This window comes from Microbacterium sp. NPDC091382 (genome assembly GCF_044757025.1).
In the GTDB taxonomy this organism is placed as follows: domain Bacteria; phylum Actinomycetota; class Actinomycetes; order Actinomycetales; family Microbacteriaceae; genus Microbacterium.
In genome coordinates, this window is sequence record NZ_JBIVUD010000003.1 from 270947 (window position 1) to 293036 (window position 22090).

At 70.9% G+C, this 22090-nt stretch carries 27 protein-coding genes, 1 tRNA gene and 1 riboswitch; of the genes, 14 read left to right on the forward strand and 14 right to left on the reverse strand.

The annotated features are described in order from the left end of the window. Window positions 1–24: 24 nt before the first annotated feature. The 5 genes from ACIQLK_RS12730 to ACIQLK_RS12750 all read right to left on the reverse strand — a co-directional run bounded on the left by ACIQLK_RS12730 (window position 25) and on the right by ACIQLK_RS12750 (window position 5208). Window positions 25–816: an ABC transporter ATP-binding protein gene (locus ACIQLK_RS12730; RefSeq protein WP_400365158.1), complete on the reverse strand. Its 792-nt coding sequence runs from the start codon at window positions 814–816 to the stop codon at window positions 25–27. Then, window positions 813–1694 (reverse strand): ABC transporter permease, encoded by an 882-nt coding sequence (locus ACIQLK_RS12735; protein ID WP_400365159.1) that lies wholly within the window; start codon window positions 1692–1694, stop codon window positions 813–815. Before ACIQLK_RS12735 ends, ACIQLK_RS12730 begins: the two co-directional genes overlap by 4 nt. Next, window positions 1694–2644, reverse strand: coding sequence for an ABC transporter permease (locus tag ACIQLK_RS12740; RefSeq protein WP_400365160.1), 951 nt, complete (start codon window positions 2642–2644; stop codon window positions 1694–1696). The genes ACIQLK_RS12735 and ACIQLK_RS12740 overlap by 1 nt, the downstream gene beginning before the upstream one ends. After that, a complete protein-coding gene (locus tag ACIQLK_RS12745) occupies window positions 2641–4149 on the reverse strand; it encodes an ABC transporter substrate-binding protein (RefSeq protein ID WP_400365161.1) in 1509 nt (502 codons plus the stop codon). The genes ACIQLK_RS12740 and ACIQLK_RS12745 overlap by 4 nt, the downstream gene beginning before the upstream one ends. A gap of 105 nt (window positions 4150–4254) precedes the next feature. Beyond that, window positions 4255–5208 carry an alpha/beta fold hydrolase gene (locus ACIQLK_RS12750; protein ID WP_400365162.1) on the reverse strand — a complete coding sequence of 318 codons (954 nt, stop codon included), beginning with the start codon at window positions 5206–5208 and terminating at the stop codon, window positions 4255–4257. Between the two features lie 43 nt (window positions 5209–5251). On the opposite strand from ACIQLK_RS12750, the gene ACIQLK_RS12755 reads away from it, so the two are divergent. After that, the gene (locus ACIQLK_RS12755; protein WP_400365163.1) at window positions 5252–5734 is read left to right on the forward strand and encodes a carboxymuconolactone decarboxylase family protein; all 483 of its coding nucleotides are present in this window, start codon (window positions 5252–5254) and stop codon (window positions 5732–5734) included. Next, window positions 5731–6462 (forward strand): tyrosine-protein phosphatase, encoded by a 732-nt coding sequence (locus ACIQLK_RS12760; RefSeq protein ID WP_400365164.1) that lies wholly within the window; start codon window positions 5731–5733, stop codon window positions 6460–6462. The genes ACIQLK_RS12755 and ACIQLK_RS12760 overlap by 4 nt, the downstream gene beginning before the upstream one ends. On the opposite strand, the gene ACIQLK_RS12765 is transcribed toward ACIQLK_RS12760, so the two are convergent. The 4 genes from ACIQLK_RS12765 to ACIQLK_RS12780 all read right to left on the reverse strand — a co-directional run bounded on the left by ACIQLK_RS12765 (window position 6447) and on the right by ACIQLK_RS12780 (window position 10544). Then, a complete protein-coding gene (locus tag ACIQLK_RS12765) occupies window positions 6447–6890 on the reverse strand; it encodes a Fe-S oxidoreductase (RefSeq protein ID WP_400365165.1) in 444 nt (147 codons plus the stop codon). The two genes, ACIQLK_RS12760 and ACIQLK_RS12765, sit on opposite strands and share 16 nt — an antisense overlap. Next, window positions 6887–7699 (reverse strand): arginase family protein, encoded by an 813-nt coding sequence (locus ACIQLK_RS12770; RefSeq protein ID WP_400365166.1) that lies wholly within the window; start codon window positions 7697–7699, stop codon window positions 6887–6889. The genes ACIQLK_RS12765 and ACIQLK_RS12770 overlap by 4 nt, the downstream gene beginning before the upstream one ends. A 68-nt stretch (window positions 7700–7767) precedes the next feature. Further along, the gene (locus ACIQLK_RS12775; RefSeq protein WP_400365167.1) at window positions 7768–8502 is read right to left on the reverse strand and encodes a PspA/IM30 family protein; all 735 of its coding nucleotides are present in this window, start codon (window positions 8500–8502) and stop codon (window positions 7768–7770) included. A gap of 62 nt (window positions 8503–8564) precedes the next feature. Further along, window positions 8565–10544 (reverse strand): TPM domain-containing protein, encoded by a 1980-nt coding sequence (locus ACIQLK_RS12780; protein WP_400365168.1) that lies wholly within the window; start codon window positions 10542–10544, stop codon window positions 8565–8567. 165 nt (window positions 10545–10709) lie between these two features. On the opposite strand from ACIQLK_RS12780, the gene ACIQLK_RS12785 reads away from it, so the two are divergent. From ACIQLK_RS12785 to ACIQLK_RS12805, 5 genes are all read left to right on the forward strand, one after another. Continuing rightward, on the forward strand, window positions 10710–11543 hold the full coding sequence (locus ACIQLK_RS12785) for a DUF3097 family protein (RefSeq protein WP_400365585.1): 834 nt from the start codon (window positions 10710–10712) through the stop codon (window positions 11541–11543). Window positions 11544–11602: 59 nt separating this feature from the next. Further along, window positions 11603–12349, forward strand: coding sequence for a tRNA (guanosine(46)-N7)-methyltransferase TrmB (gene trmB, locus ACIQLK_RS12790; protein ID WP_400365169.1), 747 nt, complete (start codon window positions 11603–11605; stop codon window positions 12347–12349). After that, the gene (locus ACIQLK_RS12795; RefSeq protein WP_400365170.1) at window positions 12349–13200 is read left to right on the forward strand and encodes a CPBP family intramembrane glutamic endopeptidase; all 852 of its coding nucleotides are present in this window, start codon (window positions 12349–12351) and stop codon (window positions 13198–13200) included. The genes trmB and ACIQLK_RS12795 overlap by 1 nt, the downstream gene beginning before the upstream one ends. Before the next feature lie 83 nt (window positions 13201–13283). After that, window positions 13284–13766, forward strand: a complete 483-nt coding sequence (locus tag ACIQLK_RS12800; protein WP_400365171.1) for a pyridoxamine 5'-phosphate oxidase family protein — start codon at window positions 13284–13286, stop codon at window positions 13764–13766. A gap of 88 nt (window positions 13767–13854) precedes the next feature. After that, window positions 13855–14010, forward strand: a complete 156-nt coding sequence (locus ACIQLK_RS12805; protein WP_400365172.1) for a hypothetical protein — start codon at window positions 13855–13857, stop codon at window positions 14008–14010. Window positions 14011–14023: 13 nt separating this feature from the next. Here ACIQLK_RS12805 and ACIQLK_RS12810 read toward each other — a convergent pair whose 3' ends face one another. Both ACIQLK_RS12810 and ACIQLK_RS12815 read right to left on the reverse strand, forming a co-directional pair. Then, window positions 14024–14587 carry a GNAT family N-acetyltransferase gene (locus tag ACIQLK_RS12810; protein WP_400365173.1) on the reverse strand — a complete coding sequence of 188 codons (564 nt, stop codon included), beginning with the start codon at window positions 14585–14587 and terminating at the stop codon, window positions 14024–14026. A 21-nt stretch (window positions 14588–14608) separates the two neighbouring features. Next, window positions 14609–14791, reverse strand: a complete 183-nt coding sequence (locus ACIQLK_RS12815; protein ID WP_400365174.1) for a hypothetical protein — start codon at window positions 14789–14791, stop codon at window positions 14609–14611. Window positions 14792–15053: 262 nt separating this feature from the next. Between ACIQLK_RS12815 and ACIQLK_RS12820 the strand changes: the two genes are divergently transcribed. From ACIQLK_RS12820 to ACIQLK_RS12830, 3 genes are all read left to right on the forward strand, one after another. Beyond that, a complete protein-coding gene (locus tag ACIQLK_RS12820; RefSeq protein WP_400365175.1) occupies window positions 15054–15788 on the forward strand; it encodes a tyrosine-protein phosphatase in 735 nt (244 codons plus the stop codon). A gap of 6 nt (window positions 15789–15794) precedes the next feature. Beyond that, window positions 15795–15859, forward strand: a riboswitch (guanidine-III (ykkC-III) riboswitch). Window positions 15860–15871: 12 nt separating this feature from the next. Then, window positions 15872–16189, forward strand: coding sequence for a DMT family transporter (locus tag ACIQLK_RS12825; RefSeq protein WP_400365587.1), 318 nt, complete (start codon window positions 15872–15874; stop codon window positions 16187–16189). 86 nt (window positions 16190–16275) lie between these two features. Beyond that, complete coding sequence (locus ACIQLK_RS12830; protein ID WP_400365176.1) at window positions 16276–16419, forward strand: hypothetical protein; 144 nt, start codon at window positions 16276–16278, stop codon at window positions 16417–16419. 58 nt (window positions 16420–16477) lie between these two features. On the opposite strand, the gene ACIQLK_RS12835 is transcribed toward ACIQLK_RS12830, so the two are convergent. Next, a tRNA-Arg gene (locus ACIQLK_RS12835) sits at window positions 16478–16550 on the reverse strand. A gap of 71 nt (window positions 16551–16621) precedes the next feature. On the opposite strand from ACIQLK_RS12835, the gene ACIQLK_RS12840 reads away from it, so the two are divergent. Further along, window positions 16622–17347, forward strand: a complete 726-nt coding sequence (locus tag ACIQLK_RS12840) for an NUDIX hydrolase (RefSeq protein WP_400365177.1) — start codon at window positions 16622–16624, stop codon at window positions 17345–17347. Here the strand turns inward: ACIQLK_RS12840 and ACIQLK_RS12845 are convergent. Further along, entirely contained in the window at window positions 17335–18327 is a 993-nt protein-coding gene (locus tag ACIQLK_RS12845; RefSeq protein ID WP_400365178.1) for a DUF2510 domain-containing protein, read from the reverse strand. The two genes, ACIQLK_RS12840 and ACIQLK_RS12845, sit on opposite strands and share 13 nt — an antisense overlap. Window positions 18328–18461: 134 nt before the next feature. Here ACIQLK_RS12845 and ACIQLK_RS12850 point away from each other — a divergent pair, with 134 nt between their 5' ends. Next, a complete protein-coding gene (locus ACIQLK_RS12850) occupies window positions 18462–19106 on the forward strand; it encodes an NAD(P)-dependent oxidoreductase (protein WP_400365179.1) in 645 nt (214 codons plus the stop codon). Between the two features lie 12 nt (window positions 19107–19118). Here the strand turns inward: ACIQLK_RS12850 and ACIQLK_RS12855 are convergent, their stop codons facing one another. Then, window positions 19119–19910, reverse strand: a complete 792-nt coding sequence (locus ACIQLK_RS12855; protein WP_400365180.1) for an SGNH/GDSL hydrolase family protein — start codon at window positions 19908–19910, stop codon at window positions 19119–19121. A gap of 112 nt (window positions 19911–20022) precedes the next feature. Here ACIQLK_RS12855 and ACIQLK_RS12860 point away from each other — a divergent pair, with 112 nt between their 5' ends. Both ACIQLK_RS12860 and ACIQLK_RS12865 read left to right on the forward strand, forming a co-directional pair. Beyond that, the gene (locus tag ACIQLK_RS12860) at window positions 20023–20847 is read left to right on the forward strand and encodes a transglutaminase family protein (protein ID WP_400365181.1); all 825 of its coding nucleotides are present in this window, start codon (window positions 20023–20025) and stop codon (window positions 20845–20847) included. A 65-nt stretch (window positions 20848–20912) separates the two neighbouring features. After that, window positions 20913–22085, forward strand: coding sequence for an ATP-binding protein (locus tag ACIQLK_RS12865; protein ID WP_400365182.1), 1173 nt, complete (start codon window positions 20913–20915; stop codon window positions 22083–22085). Window positions 22086–22090: the final 5 nt, after the last annotated feature.

Below are 22090 nucleotides of genomic sequence, written 5' to 3' on the forward strand. Positions count from 1 at the left end.
GCCCGCGTGCGCGCATCAGGTCGCTCATGCGCGTCCTCCCGGTCGCCAGAGGGTGGCCGTCGCGTCGCGCAGGAGCGCCTGGGTCACGGGCGAGGCGGGGGAGCGCAGCAGGGTTCGCAGGGGTCCCGCTTCGACCACGCGTCCCGCCTCGAGCACGACGGCGTCGGTCGCGATCTGGGACAGCACGGCGAGATCGTGCGTGATGAACACGAGGGACATCCCGGCCTCGTCGACGAGGTGCTGGAGCAGGTCGAGGATCTCGGCCTGGATCGTGACGTCGAGGGCGGTGGTCGGCTCGTCCGCGATGAGCAGGCGCGGTCGGCACGCGAGCGCCATCGCGATGGCGACGCGCTGCCGCTGGCCGCCCGAGAGCTGGTGCGGGTAGCGGCGGACGATGACCTCGGGTTCGGGCAGCCTCACCCGGCGGGCCTCCTCGATGGCTCGCTCCCACGCCTCCGCGCGGGAGACGCCGCGCTGGTGGATGCGGATCGACTCGGCGATCTGCCGACCCACCGTCCGGATGGGGTTGAGGGCCGTCTGGGGCTCTTGGAACACCATGCCGATCTCGTCACCGCGCAGGCGTGCGAGGTCGCGGTCCGGCATGCCGATCAGTTCCCGACCGTCCCAGCGGATGCTGCCTCTCGCCTGAGCGCCGTCGGGGAGCAGGCCGAGCACGGCGAGGGCGGTCAGGGATTTGCCCGATCCGGACTCGCCGATCAGGCCGACGCGCGCGCCGTCGCCGACCTCGACGTCGATCCCGTCGACGACGCGGCGTCCGGCGATGTCGATCGTCAGACCGGTGACCGAGAGCGTCATGCCGTCACCGCCGCGGGAGGCTGGGTGCCGCGCGGCGCGGAGCCGCGGGACAGGGTCGGATCCGTGGCGTCGCGCAGGGCGTCGCCGAGGAGGTTGAAGCCGAGGACGGTGAGGGTGATCGCCAGGCCCGGCCAGAGCACCGACAGCGGGTGGACGCTGATGAAGCGCTGCAGGTCGGCCAGGAGCAGTCCCCACGAGGGCTGAGTCAGGGGGGCACCGAACCCGAGGTAGGAGAGCCCTGCTTCGGCGAGCACCGCGACGGCCATACCCCATGACAGCTGAACGATGAAGACGGGGGCGACGTTCGGGAGCAGGTGACGCCACAGGTTCTGCACCGGGGTCAGCCCCGAGGCGCGACCGGCGAGGACGAAGTCGCTGCGGAGGATGCGGCGCAGCTCGGGGCGGGTGACGCGGGCGATGTTGACGCCGAACCCGATGCCGACGGACGCGATGACGACCAGCAGCGATCCGCCCCACGCGGCCGAGATCATCATCGCGATGAGCAGCACCGGGAAGGCGATGAGGATGTCGACGAGCACCGTCACACCCTCGCGGACCGGCCGAGGGGTCAGCGCTCCGAGCGCGGCAAGCAGGAGTCCGATGACGGTCGCGATGAGGCCCGCCCCCACTGCGACGAGGACGGTGGTGCGCGCACCGGCCATCAGCAGACTGAGGATGTCGCGCCCCGATCCGTCCGTGCCGAGCAGGTGCTCGGCGCCGGGGCCCACCCAGCGGTTCGCGATGTCGACGCGCTGCGGGTCGAGCGGCGTCCAGAAGAGCGACACCAGCGCCGTCGCGGCGATCACGAGGACGACGATCACCCCGAAGCGGCCGGGGCCCGACCCCCACACACGTGTCGCCCACTGCGGTCGTCGCATCACTCGGCCTCTCGCTGGCGTGGATCGAGGACGCGGTGCACGAGGTCCACGACGAACCCGATGACGAGGACGAGGCCCGTCAGGACCAGGAGCTCGCTCTGCACCTTGACGAGGTCGCGGTTGCCGGTGTCCTCGACGAGCATGCGTCCGATCCCGGGCAGGCTGAACAGCTGCTCGATGACGACCGCGCCGACCATGATTCCCGCGACCTGCACGCCGAGGACCGTGATCACCGACAGCCCGACGCTCGGCAGGCCGTGCCGCAGCAGCGCCTGCGTGCGCGTGAGGCCTTTCGCCGCGGCGGTCCGCACGAAGTCCTGCCCCATCGCCTGCAGCGTCGCTGAACGGACGAAGCGCAGGAGGACCGCGCCCTCCACGACGCCGATCGTCACGGCGGGCAGCACGAGGGCGCGGAGGGCGGCGGCCGGGTCCGCCCACCCCGCCCGCGGGAAGCCCTGAGCAGGCAGCCACCCGAGCGACACGGCGAAGACGACGACGAGCATCATGCCCGCCCAGACCACGGGCACGGCGGCGAGGGCCTGTGCGCCGACCGAGACGGCGACGCCGTCCGGCCGGTTGCGCCGCACCGCCGCATGCACCCCGAAGGGGAGGGCGACGAGCAGCGCGATGATGAACGAGAGGATGCCGAGGGGCACCGTGACCTCCGCTTTCCGCAGCAGCTCCGACGCCACCGGAGTGCCGGTGAGCTGGGACCTGCCGAGGTCGCCGCTCAGGATGCCGCCGACCCACTCGCCGTACTGGACGGGGAGCGGGCGATCCAGGCCGAGCTGTTCGCGGATGCCCGCGAGCTGCTCCGGGGTGGAGTTCACCCCGGCGATCAGCTGCGCGATGTCGCCCGGCAGGACCCGGAGTGCGGTGAAGATGAGCGCGCTGGCGACGAACAGACCCAGCACCAGCAGGGTCAGTCGCGTCAGCGCGTAACGGATCACCCCTCGCTCTTGGCCAGCTCGGCGACGTTCAGGCGCTCGTTCACGTTGACCGTCGGCATCCCGCTGACGTTCGACGCGACGGCGAGGACGGACTGGCCGTTGTAGAGCCAGTCGGCGGCGTCGTCCTCGGAGACGATGCGCGCGGCCTCCTTCAAGAGGTCGGCGGCTGCGGCGTCGTCCGTCGCGGCGACGGCCTCGGCGTAGAGCTTCTGCACCTCGGGGTTGTCGTAGGTGAAGTAGTAGGCCGGGTTCGCCCAGTTCTCGAAGTCGCGCGCCTCGGTGTGGAGGACGAAGCTCAGCTGGTAGTCCTTGTTGACGTAGACGTCGTTGACCCAGGTGGGGAACTCGACCGGGTTGACCTTCAAGGTGATGCCCACGTCGCGCAGGTTCGAGACGAGGATCTGCGGGATCGTCGTGCCGTACGCCGAGGGGATCGTCAGCGTCAGGGACAGATTCTCCGCGCCGGCCTCGGCCAGAAGCTTCCGTGCGGCCTCGGGGTCGAAGGGGGCGACCTTCGACAGGTCTTCGTATCCCGGGTCGAGCGAGGGGATCGGGCCGTACATCGTCTTACCGGCGCCGAGCGCCTCGACGATCGCCTTCTTGTCGATGGCCTGCCGGATGGCCTTGCGCACGCGCTTGTCGGCCAGCGGGCCAGAGGTCTGGTTGAACGCGAGGGTGCCCTTGTCGGTGGAGTCGCCGAGTTCGAGAGCGAAGTCGCCGTTCGCCTCGATCTGGTCCTGGAGGTTCGCGTCGAAGCCGGTGAGCACGTCGAACTCGCCGGCCAGGGCGCCGCTGAGTGCGGCCTGGTTGTCACTCACGTACGAGAAGACGACCTCTGCGGCCGCGGACGGGGTGCCCCAGTAGTCGGCGAACCGCTCGAAGACGATGCTGTCGCCCTCGCGCCAGTCGGTGAGACGGAACGGGCCGGTGCCGTTGGCGGCGGTCTTGCGGTCGATGGTGTCGCCCTCTTTGAGGACGAGGCCGGCGCGACCGGTCAGACTCCAGAGCAGGGTCGAGTCGGGCGCCTTCAGCGTCAGCGTGATCTTCTGGCCGTCGGCGGTGATCTGCGAGACGTTCGCCAGTCGTGCCGAGTCACGGAACTCCGGGGTGTCGCGCTCCTGGGTCAGCGACCAGACGACGTCCTGCGGGGTGAGGGGCTGACCGTCGTGGAAGGTGACGCCCTCGCGGAGCGTGAAGGTGTAGGTGAGCTTGTCGGCGGACACCTCGTAGTTGCTGGCGAGCGCCGGCACGATCTTCTGGTCGGGGGTTCGGGCGATGAGGCCCTGGTAGACGTTGTCGATCAGGATCTGGTCGAGAGCCGACCCCGCCATCGTGCGGATGTCGAGGTTGCCGGGTTCGAGCACGAGGCGCACGTTGACGGTCGCGTCGGGGTCGGGGGTTCCGGCGGATCCGGAGGGAGCCGGCTGCGAGCCGGTGCAGCCCGACAGGAACAGGGCTCCGGCGGCGAGGAGCGCCGTGGCGGCCAAAGCGGTGCGGCGAAGCATGTGTGTGGGGGGGTCCTTTCGGCGTCGATGGGCGTCGGCGTCGACGCCGGCCCATCGCGGTGCTCGGTGCGCGTTACAGCCTAGAGTCCCGCGCGCGCGGTTCGGTCACGGCTCGTCATGAGTCGACCGCACGAGGGCCGCGAGTTCCCGGGGCCGTTCCTCGTGCACGTTGTGCGCCGCGTCGAGCTCGGTGTGCCGGGCCTGCGGAACGCGGCGGAGGAACTCGGCGCGGTCCGCATCGGTGAGGAATCCGCGGGTACCGGTGACGAGGTCGACGGGTGCGGCGACGGCAGCGAGGTCGTCCCACCCTGCGGCGGAGAGCGCCCCCGTTTCCGATCGCTGCGCCGCATCGACCGCGCTCGCCGCGTCGGGGTCCGCGGCGAGTCGATTGGCGAGGTGTGCGAAGTGGTGCTTCCACTCGACACGGCCGTCGGGGCGCACGCGCGAGTTCAGGGAGACGCCACGAGTGGCCGCCTCGCGGGTGCCGCCGAGCCCGAACGAGAGGGCGCGGTCGACGAGCTCGTCGTGACTGGCCCAGTCCGTCGGGCCGGCGAAGAAGGCGCGGATGGAGGACGCCGCCCCGTCCGGATCGACGCCGGGGGAGATGTCGACGAGGACGAGGGAGCGGACGAGGTCCGGATGCCGCGCAGCGAGCGCCGCCGCCGTGAGACCTCCGAGCGAGTGGCCGACGAGCACCTGGCGGCGACCGTTCGTCCACTCGTGCACAGCCGGCGCGATGTCGGCGGCGATGCTCTCGCCGGTGTACCGCGCGTCGTCCCGCCATGAGGAATCGCCGTGGCCGGGCAGATCGAGGACCAGGGCGGGCAGACCCAGGTGGAGGATCGTGGTGTCCCAGGTGTGCGCGTTGAGCCCGGCACCGTGCAGGAACGTGACCTCCGGCGCGCGGTCCGGATCCCCGAAGCGCAACGCGCTGATCGCGCGGCCGTCCGGCAGGCGATGCGTCACCCGGCGCACCTCGGGCGGCGGGACGCCGATGTCGGCCGCCTGGGCGGGAAGGTAGGAGAACTCGTCGAAGGCGGCGTCGCTCACGCACACCATTGTGACCGATGCCGCAGGCGGATGCCGCGACTAGGGTGACGGCATGAGCGATCACCACCGCGTCCACCTCGCCAAGGCCGCCCGCCCGGCCTACGACGCCCTCGAAGCGTTCGCGACGACCGTCGGGGACCTCGCTGCCGAGGCCGGGATCGATGCGCGGCTGCGTGAGCTCGCCCTCATCCACGCATCCCAGCTCAACGGCTGCGCGTACTGCGTCCGCGTCCACGCGGACCGGGGTGTGAAGGCCGGGCTCACCCTCGATGTCGTCGCGCAGCTCCCGGTCTGGCGGGAATCCGGTGTCTTCAGCGAGCGGGAACGGGCGGCCCTCGAGCTGACGGAGTCCTACGTCTTCATCCACGACGAGGGCGTCTCGGACGAGGTCTACGACCGTGTCGGCGGCATCCTCTCGGAGGAGGAGTACGTCGCCCTCAGCTGGCTGCTCGTCTCGATCAACGCGTTCAACCGCATCGCGATCGCCGGCCGCTACCCGGTTCCCGAACGGCGGACGCCGCCGCCGACCCGGTGAGCGTCGTCGAGGTCCCGGGCGCCTTCAACTTCCGCGACGTCGGGGGCCTACCGGCGGGGCAGGGGCGCACCCGGCCCGGTGTCCTGTTCCGCTCGGGCAACCTCGGCCACCTGACGGCGGCAGGAAGAGACCGCGTCGCGAGCCTCGGCATCCGTCGCATCGTCGACCTGCGCGACGACGACGAGCGCCTCCTCGAGCCCTCGCGGATCGACGGCCTCGGCATCGAGACGGTCCGCCTACCGATGTATGCGGGCTCGGTGGCGTCGTTCTTCGCCGACGACCTGTCGCTCGACGACGTCTACCGGGCGCTCGTCGACGGGTCGGCATCGCGGCTGATCGAGGCGGCACGTGCGGTGCTCGAGGTCCACCCGGTGCTCGTGCACTGCACGGTGGGCAAGGACCGCACCGGGCTGTCGGTGGCGCTCATCCTCGCCGCCGCGGGCGTGGACGAGGGCGCCGTCATCGCCGACTACGCGCGGACGGAGGCGCTGCTCCCCGCGGCCCGGAACGATGGCGTCCTGCGGTACCTCCGGAGGCGATACCCGGGTGCGCGGCACCTGGAGGATCTCGTCACCCGGTCGCCGGTGGACGCGATGCGCGCCGTGTTCGACGACCTCCGCCTGCGGTACGGCGGTCCCGTCGAGTATCTCCAGGCGCACGGCCTCACGACCGCAGAGACGGCGGAGTTGAGGCGTGTGCTCGTGACCGACCGTCAGCGGGGGATGTAGCGGCCGTCGGCGAGACCCGCCTCGATCTCGAACCGGTTGGTCAGCGGATCCCGGCCCGCCAGCAGGTAGAGCAGCGGCATGAGCATGCCGTAGCGGCGCCACTGCTCGCGGTGCGCGGCTTCGTGGCGCAGCAGCCGGTCGTCGATATGACCATCGCCGGTGAGGAAGCACCCGCCGACGCAGACACCCCCGCGACCGAAGGTGACCCCCGGCATCCCCCGGAAGACCCAGAGCCCCGCTCGCCGCTCGACGCGGCCGGTCGACCAGAGCGTTCCCCATGTGAAGCCGAACGCCGTGCCGGCGAGGTAGCCCAGGCGGCTGAGCGGCGAATCGAGCAGGATGCCGGGGATCCAGCGGTCGACCCGTCGTCCGCGCGCCACGGCGCGCTCCGCCCGAGCCTCCCAGCCTTCCGGGGGGACCGGGCTCATGCGAGGGCCCCGAGCAGGCGCAGGATCGTGCCGAGGTCTTCGACAGCGGCGTCCCGTGTCGCCGGCGCGAACCCGGACAGCGAGGCGCCGACCAGCGGCATGCGCTCGCGCAGTCGGGCGATCGACGCGGTGACGTGGGCGGGGTCGGCGCCGAAGGGGACCGGTTCGAGGACGCCGACCACGGCGGCGGGGTCGAGGACGTCGAGGTCGATGTGCACGTAGACCGCGTCGGCCCCCGTCGCGGCGACCGCGTCCGCCAGCACCGCCGGGTCGGTGAGGGCGCCCGCGGTGACTGACGTGACGCCGGAGCCGTCGAGGAATGCGGCCTCGGCGTCGTCGAGGGCGCGGGCGCCGACGAGGACGGTCCGGGCGGCGGGGATGAGCGGATCGGCGACGAACGGTCCCGGCTCGATCGTCGCCCGCAGGGTCATTCCCGCCAGCGCGCCCGAGGGGGACGAGTCCGGCGTGTGCAGGTCGCCGTGCGCATCGAGCCACACGACCGCGAGAGAGGGATGCCGCTTCGCGGCGGCCGCGATCGCCGGCACGGCGACGGCGCAGTCCCCGCCGATGATGAGCGCAGGTTCCTCCCCGGAGTCGAGGATGTCGGCGATCGCGTCACGGACGCGGGTGAGGGTGCTGAACCGACGGATGCCGGTGCCCACCGCCTCGCCCGCTTCTGCGGGAACGTCGACGCGGGTGAGCCCCGAGCGCGGCAGGTCGTCGGCGATCGCCTCGGCCCCGTCGATGAGGCGCATCGCGCGGGCGGACGGCGAACCCTGCCACTGCGGGACGACGAGGAATCGGGTCATGGGCACCTCCGGGGGAGCACGGCGGCGCCGGACCCGAGAGGTCCGGCGCCGCGTCGTGCGTGCGGGTCTTACTGCTCGATCGCGCCGGCGCTGCCGCCGGTCTTCAGCGCGGCCAGACGCGCCTCGACCTCGGTCAGCTCACCGAGGTCCTCGAGCTGGTTGAACTGCGCGTCGATCGTGGAGGCGGCGATCTCGGCCTTGCCTGCAGCGAGGGCCTCCTGGCGGCGGACCTTGTCCTCGAACCGGCCGAGCTCGCTCGTGGGGTCGAGCACGTCGATCGACTTCACAGCGTCGTGCACCTTGTTCTGCGCCTCGGCGGTCTTCGCGCGGGCGAGCAGCTCGGAGCGCTTCGAGCGAAGCTGGTCGAGCTTCTGCTTCATGCCGTTGAGACCGTCCTTGAGCTTCTCGACGACCTCGGTCTGCGCGGCGATCGAGGGGGCGATGGCACGCGCCTCGTTCTCCTCGCTGATCTGACGCTGCAGTGCGATCTTGGCGAGGTTGTCGAACTTGTCGGCATCCGTCGTGTTGCCTGCCGAGCGCAGCTCGTCGGCCTTGCGACTCGCGGCGATGGCCTTGTTGCCCCACTCCGCGGCGGCCTTCACGTCCTCGTCGTGATCGCGTTCGAGCAGGCGCAGGTTGCCGATGGTCTCGGCGATGGCGGTCTCGGCGTCGGCGATGTTGTTGGTGTAGTCGCGGACGAGCTGATCGAGCATCTTCTGCGGGTCCTCGGCGGAGTCGAGAAGGGCGTTGACGTTCGCCTTCACGAGGGTGGAGATGCGGCCGAAGATGGACTGCTTTGCCATCGGGTTTCCTTTCGTTACGAGAGGTCGTGCTGTCGAGGTCTGAGAGGTGCGGCGTCGGAAGATCAGAAGCGTCCCCCTCCGCGCCGGGAGCGGGAACCGCCGCCGCTGCGTCCGGTGGATCCGCCGCCGAAACCGCCGGTGCGACGGGAGGATGAGCCACCGAAGCCGCCGCCGAAGCCTCCGAACCCACCGGAGGAACGTCGCGACCCGCCACCGCCACCCAGGAGGGAGCCGAGGATGATGCCGCCCAGCATGCCGCCGAAGTCGCCCCCGCCGCCAGCGTTTCCGCCGCCGGCGAACGATCCGACATCGCCCTGCGCGCGCTGCATCGCTTCGCCGGCCAGGGCGGCGGATCGGTGCGCGAGATCGAGCGCGCGTTCGGGGTCGCTCTGCTGGAGCTGTGTCGCCTGAACGAGGGCGGCCCCGGCTTCGGCCAAACGCGTGCGCGCCGCCGCCCCGACCGCACCGCGACGAGCGCTGATGAAATCCTCGGTCGCCGACACCTGGGCTTTCGCCTGCAGCAGCGTCTGGGACAGCACGCTGCGGGCGCGGTCGGCGCGCTGCTGAGCGTCCCGCACCTGACCGAGGGCGCCGTCGATAGCCGCATTCGCGTCTTCGAGGAGATCGACGGCGGCCAGGGGATCGCGCGCCGGTCCGGTCAGCTTCTCGCGTGCGGTGTCGAGGTTCTGCTGCGTCGACGCGATCACCGGGGCGAGACGCGACTCGGGGTCGGGCGTCGCGGCGGCGGCCGCCAGGTCGGCGTCGAGCTCGGTGACGAGGGCGGCACCCTCCCGTTCGGCTGCGGACAAGTCGGCGGCGAGCTTTCCGACGGCGTCCTGAAGGCGGACCGCCTGATCGACGGCCTGCTCGGCGGCACGGATGCCGACGGCCGCCCCTGCGCCGTTGCCCGCCGCGACCTCGGTCTGCGCCTCGGCCAATCGGGCGTCGACGAACGCGAGACGATCGCGGGCCTGCGCCGGGTTGTCGGCGACCGCGGCGACGGCCTCGGCCCGGTACGCGGCGCGGAGCTCGCCGAGCCGCGCGTCGACACCGTCGAGACGCGCGCCCGCCTCGGTTCGCCGTTGCTGCACGCGGATGAGGGCTTCCGGAGCGTTCTTCGCAAGGTCGCGCAACGCGTCGAAGGCGTCCGCCTTCTCCGTCAGCGTCGCCTGGGCGCTCCGGCAGAGGTCCAGGATCTGCTCGTACCAGGCGCGCTGCTGGTCGGGGGAGTCGGGGGTCTCGTCGTCCATCTGCTGCTGCAGCGAGAACGCGCGCTCCAGCGCGGTCCGCGCCGCGGCGATCGCCTGCGAGAACTCGGCGGTCGCGGCATCCCCGAACTCCGCCTCGGCGAACCCGAGCTCCTGCGCGCTCGCCGTGATCGCATCGTCGGTCTGCACGAGGGCGGCGCCGGCCTGCCGCTCCAACTCGTCGAGGGGCACCTGTCGCTTTCCCGGGTCGGCGCCGGTCGCGGCGCGGCGCCTGCGGACGACCGCCCAGACGACGAGACCGGCGAGGGCGGCGACCACGAGGAGCACGACCCAGATGAGACCGCTCCCGCCGCCGGATCGGGCGTCGGCGAGCCCGTCGGCGGCGGCGACTGCGGCGCCTTCCCAGTCGCCTCGATCCAGGGCGGGGAACACACGGTCCTGCTCGATCGCGGTGATCCGACCGTCAGAGAGGGGGCCCGACGAGTCCGAGGAGAGGTAGAAGGCGCGCCCCTCGGTGGCGACGGCGAGGAGGTATTGATCGGGTCCGAGGTTGTTGAGCTCCGCGGTGTCGGCGGACCATTGCTGCGCGCCGGTCGGATCGGTGAACCTGTCGACGTAGACGACCCAGAGGTCGAGTCCGGTGTCATCGGTGAGCTTCTCGAGACGGCTGTCGAGGCTCGCCTCCTGCGCGTCCGTCAGGACATCGGCTGCATCCAGCACACGGCTGTCGCCGAGCGTCACGGGCGCGGTCGCCGAGGCCGGTGCCGCGAACCCGAAGGCCCCGATGAGGACCGCGATCGAGGCCGCGACGACGGACGTCAGTCGGGATCGCATCGGTGAGGCCTCCGGGAGTCGCTCGGTGAGTCGCGCAGCGGACACAGCCGCTTGTCGCGAGTCTATGCCGCGGCCCGTATGTCTCGGTACCGGGTTGCGGCCGGAGCGCCTGTGCGTTCCCCCTGCGTTGCTGATCTAGGCTTCCCGAGGTTTCGGGAGGTGTCAGTGGACGATCGGTACGGCAGTGATGTGCTCGCCGCGGGATGGCGCGACAAGGGACGGCCGACGGTGACGACCGTTCCGGCGGACCCCGGTCTGGTCGTCGAGGTGGCCCTCGACGACTTCGTCGGAGCGGTGACGGGAGCGACGGCGGGTCACGTCGAACTCGAGGACCGGCACGGGCGCGTGCGGGTGTTCCCGATGGGCGGCGGCTTCCTCGTCGACGGCAAGCCCGTCCAGCTCGTCCCGCCGCGCGCCGCCACCCCCGCCGGTCGCACGCGCACGGCGTCCGGCTCCTTCGCCGACCCGCAGGCACGCGCCCGCGTCGCCCGCGCCTCGCGCATCCTCGTCGAAGGACGCCACGACGCCGAACTCGTCGAGAAGGTGTGGGGCGCCGACCTCCGCATCGAGGGTGTCGTCGTCGAATATCTGCAGGGCGTCGACCTGCTCGAGGATCTGCTGCGCGCAGAGCCGCCGAGCGCCGAGCGGCGTTACGGGGTGCTCGTCGACCACCTCGTCCCCGGGTCGAAGGAGACGCGCATCGCCGAGCAGATCCTCCGCGGCCCGCACGGCCCGCACCTCAAGATCGTCGGCCACCCGTACATCGACGTCTGGCAGTGCGTCACACCCCGCGCCCTCGGGATCGCCGCGTGGCCAGAGGTTCCCCGTGGCATCGAGTGGAAGAAGGGCGTCAGTCGCGCCCTCGGCTGGCCCGCAGAGGACCAGACCGACATCGCCGAGAACTGGCAGCGCATCCTCGGGTCCGTCACGACCTTCCGCGACCTCGACCCGGCTCTCCTCGGCCGCGTCGAGGAACTCATCGATTTCGTGACCGCATGAGCGGGCGACGCCGAGGCAGGCCCGCGGAGACCCCCGACCCCGCGGGATACCCTGGTCGCATGCCCGATCCCGACGCGCCCGAGTCCGCGCCGCGCTTCCGAGACAAGCCCGTGTCGTTCGTGCGTCGGAGCGGCCGGATGAGCGACGCGCAGGAACGAGCCTGGGACGATCTCTCCAGCACATACCTGCTCGAGGTGGAACGGGATGCCGCTGCCACCAGCATCCGTCCCGGTTCGACGATCGATCCGGTCGCCGAGTTCGGCCGGCAGTCCCCGCTCGTCGTCGAGATCGGTTCGGGCCAGGGGCACGCGATCGTGCACGCCGCCGGTCAGGCGCCCGAGCGCGACTTCATCGCCGTGGAGGTGTTCCGCGCGGGGCTCGCCCGCACGATGCTCGACGCGGACCGCGAGGGCGTGCGCAACCTCCGTCTCGTCGAGGCGAACGCGCCGGAGGTCCTCGAGCACCTGCTGCCCGAGGCATCGGTCGACGAGGTGTGGATCTTCTTCCCCGACCCGTGGCACAAGACCAAGCACAACAAACGCCGTCTCATCGCAGACGGGTTCCCCGCGCTCGCTGCACGGGCGTTGCGTGACGGCGGAACCCTGCGCCTCGCGACCGACTGGGAGGACTATGCGCTGCAGATGCGCGACGTGCTCTCCGGCGCCGACCACTTCGAGCCGGTGTTCGAGGGGGAGTGGGCGGACCGCTTCGACGGTCGCATCATGACCGCCTTCGAGCGCAAGGGCATCGCGAAGGGGCGCGAGATCCGCGACCTGACCTACCGCCGCCATCCCCGGTCGGCGTGATGGCCCGCGCGGACGGCGGGCGCCGGCCCGTCCTCGACGTCCGCGTCGTACCCGCGCTTCTCGTGTGCCTCGCGGCGCCAGCGTTCTTCGTCCTGCTGACACCCTGGCTCGGGTGGCTCCTGCTGGGTGCGGGCCTCGTCGTCGCCCTGATCATCGAACGGCGGGATGCCGCGGCATCCGGCCCGTCGATCACGCGCGACCTCTCGCTCATCGCCCTCGGGATGCTCATCGTGAGCGTCATCCCGCTGAAGGCGGAGCTCGACGACGCGGCGATGATCCGCTTCACGCTCGCCCTGGGCGGTGCGGTTCTCGTGCCGTACCTGGTCTCGCGTTTCGTGTACCGTGACCATGCGATCCGGTTCCCGTGGCGCGGTGGTGGCCGCTGGACGGCGTGGCAGTGGGCGTGGCTGATCGCGGTCCTTGTGCTCGGCTGGCTGCTGCTGCCGTTCTACTTCATCACCTCGGGCGTGTACGAGAACTGGCCCGTCGTCGACACTCCCGACCTGATCGCGCGCCTGTTCGTCGGCGTCGGGGCGGTCGGCATCTGGGATGAGCTGTTCTTCATCTGCACGTGCTTCGCGCTGCTGCGGCGCCATTTCGCCGACGCGACCGCGAACGTGCTGCAGGCGATCGTGTTCGTGTCCTTCCTGTGGGAGCTCGGCTACCGCGAGTGGGGTCCGGTGCTGACGATCCCGTTCGCCCTGCTGCAGGCCGTCATCTTCCTGCGCACGAGGTCGCTCGCCTACGTCGTGACCGTCCACCTGCTGTTCGACGCCGTGGTCTTCGGCGTGCTGGTCCACGCCCACAACCCCGGGCTGCTCGACGCGATCTTCCTCGTCCCCGCGCCCTGAGACGCCACTCGCTCGGACGTGTCAACCCCGAGGTCGGATGCCGCGACGGGTGTGACGCTGAAGCGGAGACGAAGGAGGGCCCCATGGCCACCGAGAACGATCCGCACGCGACACTCATCGACCTGCTGCCGAAGTTCCGCTTCGCGATGGTCACGACCATGAACGAGGAGGGTGCGCACGTCGCACGCCCGTTGACCGTCCAGGACCGGGAGTTCGACGGGGATCTGTGGTTCATCGTCGGCCGCGACTCGTCGGTCGCCGCGCACGTCGCTGCGCGGCCCGCGGTGGGTGTCGCGCTGAGCACGAACGACGCCTGGGTGTCGCTCGCGGGCAACGCCGAGGTCGTGGACGATCTCGAGCGCCTGCGGGAGTACTGGTCGCCGGCCGTCGAGGCCTGGTTCCCGGACGGCCCGGAGGACCCGAATGTCACGCTCCTGAAGATCGACGCCGCGTCGGGTGAGTACTGGAGCAGCCCGGGCGGTACGGTCGCGTCGATCATCAGCCTCGTGAAGTCCAAGGTGACGGGGACGCCGTACGAGGGACGCAACGACACGGTCGATCTCTGATCTGCGCCGGCTGTCAAGGCCCTCACCGCGCGGGGGCGGCGTGCGTACCGTCGCCTTCACGTGACCGACAGCGACCGGAAGGACCGCGATGAGCGACACGAACGGCTCGGATGAGCACAACACCCAGGGTGTCCCCGACGATCAGGTCGACGCCGACACGGCGTCGGGTGGATCGCCCGACGAGAACCCGCCGGTGACCACGAACGAGGACGGAACTCCCATCGAGAACCCCTCGGGCGGCTAGATCGACCTGAGTATCAGTTCTGCCGTCGCGCGGGGATGTCCGTCCTCAGCGCGACGGCAGTTCCTCGTTCGCGAGGCTGCGGGTCGGTCGCGAGTCGCGCATGGGTCTCGACGTCGTATCGCTCGTCGCCGTACCGGAGTTTCTGCCGTTCGATGCCTTCGACGAGGTACCCGGCGGCGTGGGCGACTCGGCACGACGCCCGATTGTTCATGCGGTGCCCGAGCTCGAGTCGGTGCAGCCCGGCGCGGAAGGCCCAGTCGCTGACCCGGGCGAGGGATGCCGCGGCGACGCCGCCACCCCGAGCATCAGGCGCGAGCCAGTAGGACATCCACGCCGTCTGGTGGCGGAATTCGATGCCGGTCGCCCCGACGTTGCCGACGGCGTGACCATCGATCTCGACCGCCCAGTTCTTGGCCGTGTCGTCGAAGCGAAGGTGTCGTTCGATGAATCCCCGAGCAGCAGATGCATCGGCGAGGTCCGCGCCGCCGAATTGCGGCGCGAGATCGTCGCTCCCGCGAGCGGCGCGGCTGAGGTCGTCGGCGTCGTCGGAGTTCCAGGGGCGCAGGAGGATCGACATCTCCGGCATCCTCTCAGGTGCTCAGAAGCGCGACAGCAGCGACGGGCCGAATGCGACGAAGAGAGCGATGGGGACGACGAGCAGGCTCGTCGCCGCGATGCCGATCGCGGCGATCGTTCCGAGCACGGACAGTACGGCGGCGGACGTCGTGGTGCCCACACGGGAGCGGGAGTTCGAGGCGGTGGGAAGGGTCGCGGTGGCCATGTCTCGACGCTACGAATCGCCGCGGATTCCCGCGTCAGCCCTGGGGCTGGCCCGTGTCATCCTTCGGGATGACCTCGCCGCGAGAACAGCGGTGGGTCGGTGGGTCGGGGGGTGAACTCATCACCACCCAGTCCAGGGTCGTTGGGATCCCCTCGGGGACCTCGTCGACGAACGGGGGTGGGCCGGACATAGTCCCAGAGAAGGAGAGGGTTCCGACATCGGTTCCGGCGCTGCTGCGCACCCGGCGTGGCAGGATCGCCACATGCAGACGCCTCTGGGGATCGATGGGTTGGCCAACGCGAGAGACCTCGGCGGACTCGAACGAACGGACGGTTCCCGCACGCCGGCCGGCGTCTTCATCCGAGCTGAGACGCTCGACCGTGTGCCCGACGCCGGGTGGGATCGCCTTCGAGCGCATGGCGTGGGCACGGTTGTCGACCTTCGCCGCCCGAGTGAGCGGACGGTGTCCGTCCCCCACGACATCACCGTCCGGTACGTCGACCTCGACGGCGACGAACGGCACTTCTGGGAATCCCGGGAGAAGGACGGTCAGTGGGGGACCCCGCTGTACTACGTGGATCACGTGAGGGAACTGCCGCATCGGCTCGCGGGCGCCCTCGACGAGATCGCTCGCGCCCGTACGGGCGGCATCTTGTTCCACTGCGGCGCAGGCTGGGATCGGACCGGCCTGCTGGCTGCGGTCCTGCTGAAGGCCGTCGGTGTGACCGAGGATGCCGCGACCCGGGACTACCTCTCGTCGTTCGCCAACGCCGAGACCATGGCGGAGCTGCACAGCCGTTCGTTCGACGTCGCCGAGCGTCTGAGCGTCCTCGATCGCTTCGCGCACACGCCGGAGTCCGCCTTCCGCGACATGTACCGCCGGCTCGACCTCGATGCGTGGCTGGACGCTCACGCCGACGCCGCCACCGCCGAGGCCGTCACGACGTGGCGCGGCGCGATCCCGTCCGCACCGACTCCGCCCAGCGAGCGTCGATAGACTCACGGCGGGCCCTCGACCGGGCCCCCGGACGAGGGTTCAGTACCCGGTGAGCGACAAGACTGGCCAGGAGGTCAGTCATGCTGTCGTGGATCGTACTCATCGTCGCCGGGATGCTCGAGGCCGTGTGGGCCACCGCCCTCGGGCGCTCGGAAGGCTTCACGAAACTGTGGCCGACGGTCACGTTCGCCGTCGCTCTGGTCGCGAGCATGGGCGGACTGGCTTTCGCGCTCCGCGAGATCCCGACGGGCACCGGCTATGCCGTGTGGGTCGGGATCGGGGCATCCCTCACCGTCGTCTGGGCGATGGTCACCGGTGCGGAGTCGGTGTCCGTCGTGAAGGTCCTCCTGATCCTCGGGCTCGTGGGCTGCATCGTCGGGCTGAAGCTCGTCTCCGACTGACGCGCTCGACTGTCAACCCCGGGCAGACCCGGGGGGCTCGCAGTAGCGTCGCGTCCACACGGACGACACCGACCACGGAGGACGACATGTCAGGTGAGCAACGCGGTACCGACGAGAACGCTTACGAGGGCCCCGACGTGGAACTCCCCACGCACGACGGCGCGGTGCCCGGCGGCATCCCGCCGTTCGGTCAGCCGGTCGACCCCGACAGCGACGCTGCGGACGACTGATCTGGATCAGGGAACGATGAAGGGGACCCGGCAATGCCGAGTCCCCTTCATCTCACTGTGCCCCCGGAGGGATTCGAACCCCCGACTTCTGGTACCGGAAACCAACGCTCTATCCCCTGAGCTACGGAGGCGTACCGATCGAGACTATCACCGGTGCAGCCGGTTCCGCGTCCACCCGCACCGCGTCGCATAGCCTGACTCCATGAGTTCGCCCGCGCCCGTCCCCGCCGCGCGAGCGCAGCTCGAGCAGCTCGTCGACTCGATCGCGCGCGGGGTCGTCCACCCCGGGTTCGACGCTCTCCGGGCCCTGCCCGCGGTGCCGGGTGCACGCGCGGCGGCGGTGCTCATCCTCTTCGGGGTCCTCGACGACGTTCCGGCCGATCGTGATCACTCCGCCGCGGCCGTCTCGCGGGACCTCGATGTCCTCCTCCTCTCCCGCGCCGAGACGCTCCGGTCCCACCCGGGTCAGGTCGCGTTCCCGGGCGGACGGATGGACGACGAGGATGCCGATGCGATCGCGGCGTCCCTCCGCGAAGCGCGTGAGGAGACCGGCCTCGATGTCGCCGGCGTCGACGTCCTCGGGGTGCTCGAGCCGATCCCGCTGGAGTACTCGCGGCACCTGGTCACCCCGGTGCTGGCGTGGTGGCGACGTCCCTCTGCGGTCCGGGTCGTCGACGAGGCGGAGTCGGCCGACGTGTTCCGGGCGCCCGTGGCGGACCTGCTCGATCCGGCCCACCGCGGTGTCACCGTCGTCCGCACCGATCGCGGCGAGTTCCGCGGGCCCGCCTTCCTGCTCCCGACGGCGCGCGGCGAGCGGCTCGTGTGGGGGTTCACGGCGATGATCCTCGACGGACTGTTCTCCCGGCTGGGATGGACCGAGCCATGGGATCGGGAGCGCGTTCTCCCGCTGCCGCGTCAGAAAGCGTAGTAGCCCGCGAGATCGGTCAGCAGGAAGTCCGTCGCGTCGTCCGGGACCAGATACGCCACGAGACCGGTTGCCGTGTCGCCCTCGGCGATCGTGCCCGCGTCGCGCAGGAGCGTCGAGTCGTCGGGCGCGACGACGAAGGAGTACGGATACACCCCGCCGTCGTCGGTCGCGAGGGAGAGGTCGTAGGTCGGGAACGCGGCAGGAAGACCGTCCGGGTCCAGGCTCGCCACGGTCATCTCCACGAGCACGTAGCGGTACCCGTCGCTCGCGGCCGGGTTGAGCGAGTTCCACGACCGCACCTCGTCGGTCGCGTCCTCGTCCACGATGCGCACCTCCGCGCTGTACTCCGTGCGCGACCCCGTCTCGTGGACGTAGGGGAGGGGGAGCGGGTCGGTGAGCGATCCCGGACCGGTCGCGGGTGCGTACGGCTCGAGCTCGGGGACGGCAGGGGCGTCGTTCGAATCCGAACCGTAGTCCTGCTCGCTGTTGTAGCTGTAGTCGTCGGTCGTATCGCTCCAGATGAGGGACAGGATCGAGAACGTCGCGAGGCACGCCACCACGAGGGCGACCCCCGACAGGATCGTCCCGGTCAGCGCCAGGGGTTTCGGCTGACGGCGCACGAGCGCGATCACACCGAAGACGGCACCCGCGATCGCGACGACGAAGCCCAGGAACGGGATCCACCCCAGGACGAACGCCGCGATTCCGAGCGAGAGAGCGGTGACCCCGAGGCCGACGGAGCGGGGCCGCGGGACGGGGCCGCCGGAGTAGGGCGGGTATCCGGGCGGCATGCCGGGCGCGCCGGACGCGTACGGCGGCAGCACCGGCGCCGCGGGCGCAGGGGAGGGGATGCCGGGGGCTGCGGACGTGCCGGCGGGGAGATACGCGGGCGCTGCGTGCCAGGAGGTCCCATCCCAGTAGCGGAGCTCGTTACCGGCGTGCGGAGCCGGATACCACCCGGCCGGAGTCGTCTCGCTCACGTGTGTCTTCCCCCTCGTGCGTGTGGACGTGGAAGCGGTCGGTGACCCCTTCCACGTCGAGGGTACAAGCGCAAGGGCGAGCCACCCGGCGGTACGTCGACGTAGCGTCGGGTCTTGACGAAAGGAGCCACCTCATGGCACGCATCACCATCATCGGCGGACACGGCAAGGTCGGTCTGCTCCTCGCCCCCCTGCTCGTCGAGGCGGGGCACGACGTGACCTCCGTCATCCGGAACCCCGATCACTCCGACGACGTGAGCGCGACCGGCGCCACTGCACTCGTGGCCGATGTCGCGGCATCCGACACCGGCGCGATGACCGAGCTCTTCGCCGACAGCGACGCGATCGTCTGGTCGGCAGGCGCCGGCGGAGGGTCTCCGGAGCGCACCTACGCGGTCGACCGGGATGCCGCGATCCGATCGATCGATGCCGCCGCGGCCGCCGAGGCGCGACGATACCTGATGGTCTCCTACTTCGGCGCCGGCCCCGACCACGGAGTCGACCCGTCCGATGACTTCTTCGCGTATGCGGAGTCCAAGGCGGCCGCCGATGAGCACCTGCGCGCGGCGGACCTGGACTGGACGATCCTCGCGCCGTCGGCGTTGACCCTCGACGAGCCGACCGGACGCATCGATGCCGCCGCCGAGAAGGGAACCTCGGTGTCGCGTGCCGACGTGGCTGCGGTGATCGCGGCGGCGCTTGCGGATCCGAGCACGATCGGCCGGACGATCTCGTTCAACAACGGCGACGAGCCCATCGCCGAGGCCATCCGCGCCTGATCGCGCCCGTCGTCACGGAACGACGGGTGCCGGTGCGTCCTCGCGGGGCGCGCCAGCGTCCGTCGTGACGCTGCGTTCATGGAGGGCGGCCAGGAGCTTCTCGGCGAGATACTCGTGTCCGCGGTCCGATGGGTGCTTGCGCCCCGCTCCCGTGTCGATCATCTCGTGATAGTTGGCCGGTGTGAGCCACCGCTCCTGCAGGGACGAGATGTACCACCAGTGGCGGGAGGCCGCGGCGGCCTCGAGATCGGAGTCGATGCGCGCGGTGCCCTCGTTGACGGGGAACTCGTGCGGCGTCGGTCCGAAGATGACGATCTGCGCCGTCGGGAACAGCCGCTCGAAGGTGTCCCAGGTCGCGTCGACGGCTTCCCGGTACCCGCGCTCACCCTGCTGGTCGTCGTTGATGGAGCCCTGGATGATGATGAGGTCGTACGCCGTCGACGGGTCCAGCGCTTCAGCGCGCCGCCGGAAGTCCGGTCCGTCCCGACCGGGTTTCATGTAGCCGGATCCCCGAACCCCGTCGACGGTGACGTTCCACCCGCTGAGCCTGCCCAGCCGGTAGGCGTAGCCGTCGGTGGGCACCGTCGCCGCCGCGCCGTACGTCCACGAATCGCCGAACACGAGGACCTTCGCGTCGGCGGGGATGGACAGCGGCTCGACGTCCGCGACGGCGCCGACGGCCGACGCGGCTTCGGCGGTGGGAGGGGTTCGCCACGGCTGCCAAGCGGACACGGCGACGATCGCAGCCACACCGGCGGCGACGACGCCCAGCCCCCAGCTGCGGGCGCGTCGTACAGAACTCATGCGACGAGGGTAAGCGATCCCGGATCATCTCGAGCCGTTGTTCACCGGACCGATACACGGACCGGTCCCGCGTCATCGCCGGGTGTCGGTACCGCCGTGCGAGTATTGCTCGGTGCAGCGCGTCGTCACAGCCGAACTCGACCTCCATGTCGACGGTGAGCTCGACCTCATCCTGTCCGTCGCCGTCGCGACGGGGGTCCCCGTCGCCTCGGAACGGCTGTCGCTCGTGCGGGAGGGTGCTGACCTCGCCCCCCTGGAGGTGACGGATGCCGCCGGGTCGCGGCTCCACCGCCTCCGGGTCGCCCCGGGGCCGCTCCAGGTCCGTTACGACGCCCGCGTCCTCGGAGAGGCGGACGCGGCGTCCGCGTCCGACCTCGACACCGCGGTCTATCTGCGCCCCAGCCGGTATGCGCCTTCGGACGCCGTCTTCGCGCAGGCGCGCCGGCAGTTCGGCGGGTTGCGCGGCACGGACCTCCTCGCCGCGGTCGAGGCCTTCGTCGCCGAGACCGTGACGTACTCGCCCGGTCTCTCGCTCGGCACGGACTCCGCAGTGACGACGCTCGCGACGGGGCAGGGCGTCTGCCGCGACTACGCGCATCTGGTCATCGCGTTGCTGCGGGCGATGGACGTTCCCGCCCGCTACGTCGCCTGCTACGCCCCGGGTCTCGTGCCGATGGACTTCCACGCCGTCGCCGAGGCGTGGATGGACGGCCGCTGGTTGGTCGTCGACGCGACCCGTCTGTCGAACCGTCGAGGGTTGGTGCGGATCTCGACGGGAAGGGATGCCGCCGACTGCGCGTTCCTCAGCTACTACGGCGCGAACCTGTCGCTGCAGCGGATGCTCGTCGACGCGCGCGTCGAGGGCGACGACGCGGCTGTGGCCGCGGCATCCGATCCGCTGCGCGACGATCGCGCCTCCCTCGTCACGATCGCCTGACGCGGCACCGAGCCCGCCCGGCACGGGGTGACTAGGGTGAAGTGAGGGAGATCCGGGAGCTGAATGTGAAGACTGCCGACGACGCCATCCGGCGCGCCATCATCGAGGGCTACGGCGTGCTCGGGCGGGCGCCCGAGCCGGATCTGCAGGGCCTCGTGCAGTTGGCGGCGACGGTGTGCAGCGTTCCCACCGCGGTCATCAACATCATCGACGACCGTTCGCAGCATCAGATCGCCGCCGTCGGCTTCGAACCGGCCGTGTGCAGCCGCGAGGACTCGATGTGCGCCGTCGTGTTCCGCGAGCCCGGCCACACGGTCGTCGAGGACGCGGCGCTCGACGACCGTTTCGCGGGGAACCCCTTCGTCACGGGCGAAGTCGCGAACGTGCGGTTCTACGCGTCGAGCCCCCTCATCACTCCGTCCGGCGTCCCGATCGGAACGGTCTGCATCTTCGACGAGGAGCCGCGCGAGCTGCCCGAAGAGGAGAGCGCCGCGCTCGCTCTCATCGCTCACCAGATCGTCGACGTGCTCGAGCTGCGCCGCCTCACGCGCGAGCTCGGCGAGTCGAACGAACAGCTCGAGAGCTTCGCCGCGCAAGTCGCGCACGATCTCCGCAACCCGCTGACGGCGTTGACGGGCTACATCGAGCTGGCGTCGGAGGTGCCGGAGGTCGCCGGTGTGCCCGCCGCCTCCCGGGCTTTGGCGCGCGCGGAGTCGGTCGCCGACCGGATGTCGGGGATGATCGCGCGTCTGCTGGACTACGCGAGTGTCGGCGGCGCCCCCATCCGTCGCTCCGCGGTCGACGTCGGCCCTCTCGTCGCTGCCACGATGGAGGACCTGCGCAGCGCCGGTCTCGACAACGGCGCCGAGGTGACGGTCGACGCATCCGTTCCGATCCCCGCCGACCCGACCCTGCTCGGCGTCCTCATGCAGAACCTCGTCGGCAACGCGGTGAAGTTCGCCGGTGCCGGTGAGCGCACGCCGGCCATCACGGTGACCGTCGGCGCCGTCGTCGCGGGCGTCCGCATCACCGTCGACGACAACGGCCCCGGCGTCCCGGCCGCCGAACGGGAGCTCGTCTTCGAGCCGCTGGAGCGCGGATCGAACGCCGCCGTGCCGGGCTTCGGCATCGGCCTGGCGACGTGCCACCGGATCGTGGAGTCGCACGGCGGCCGCATGGGCATCGACGAGTCGCCCGCCGGCGGCGCTCGGGTGTGGGTGGTCCTGCCGTCGGCGTGAGGAGC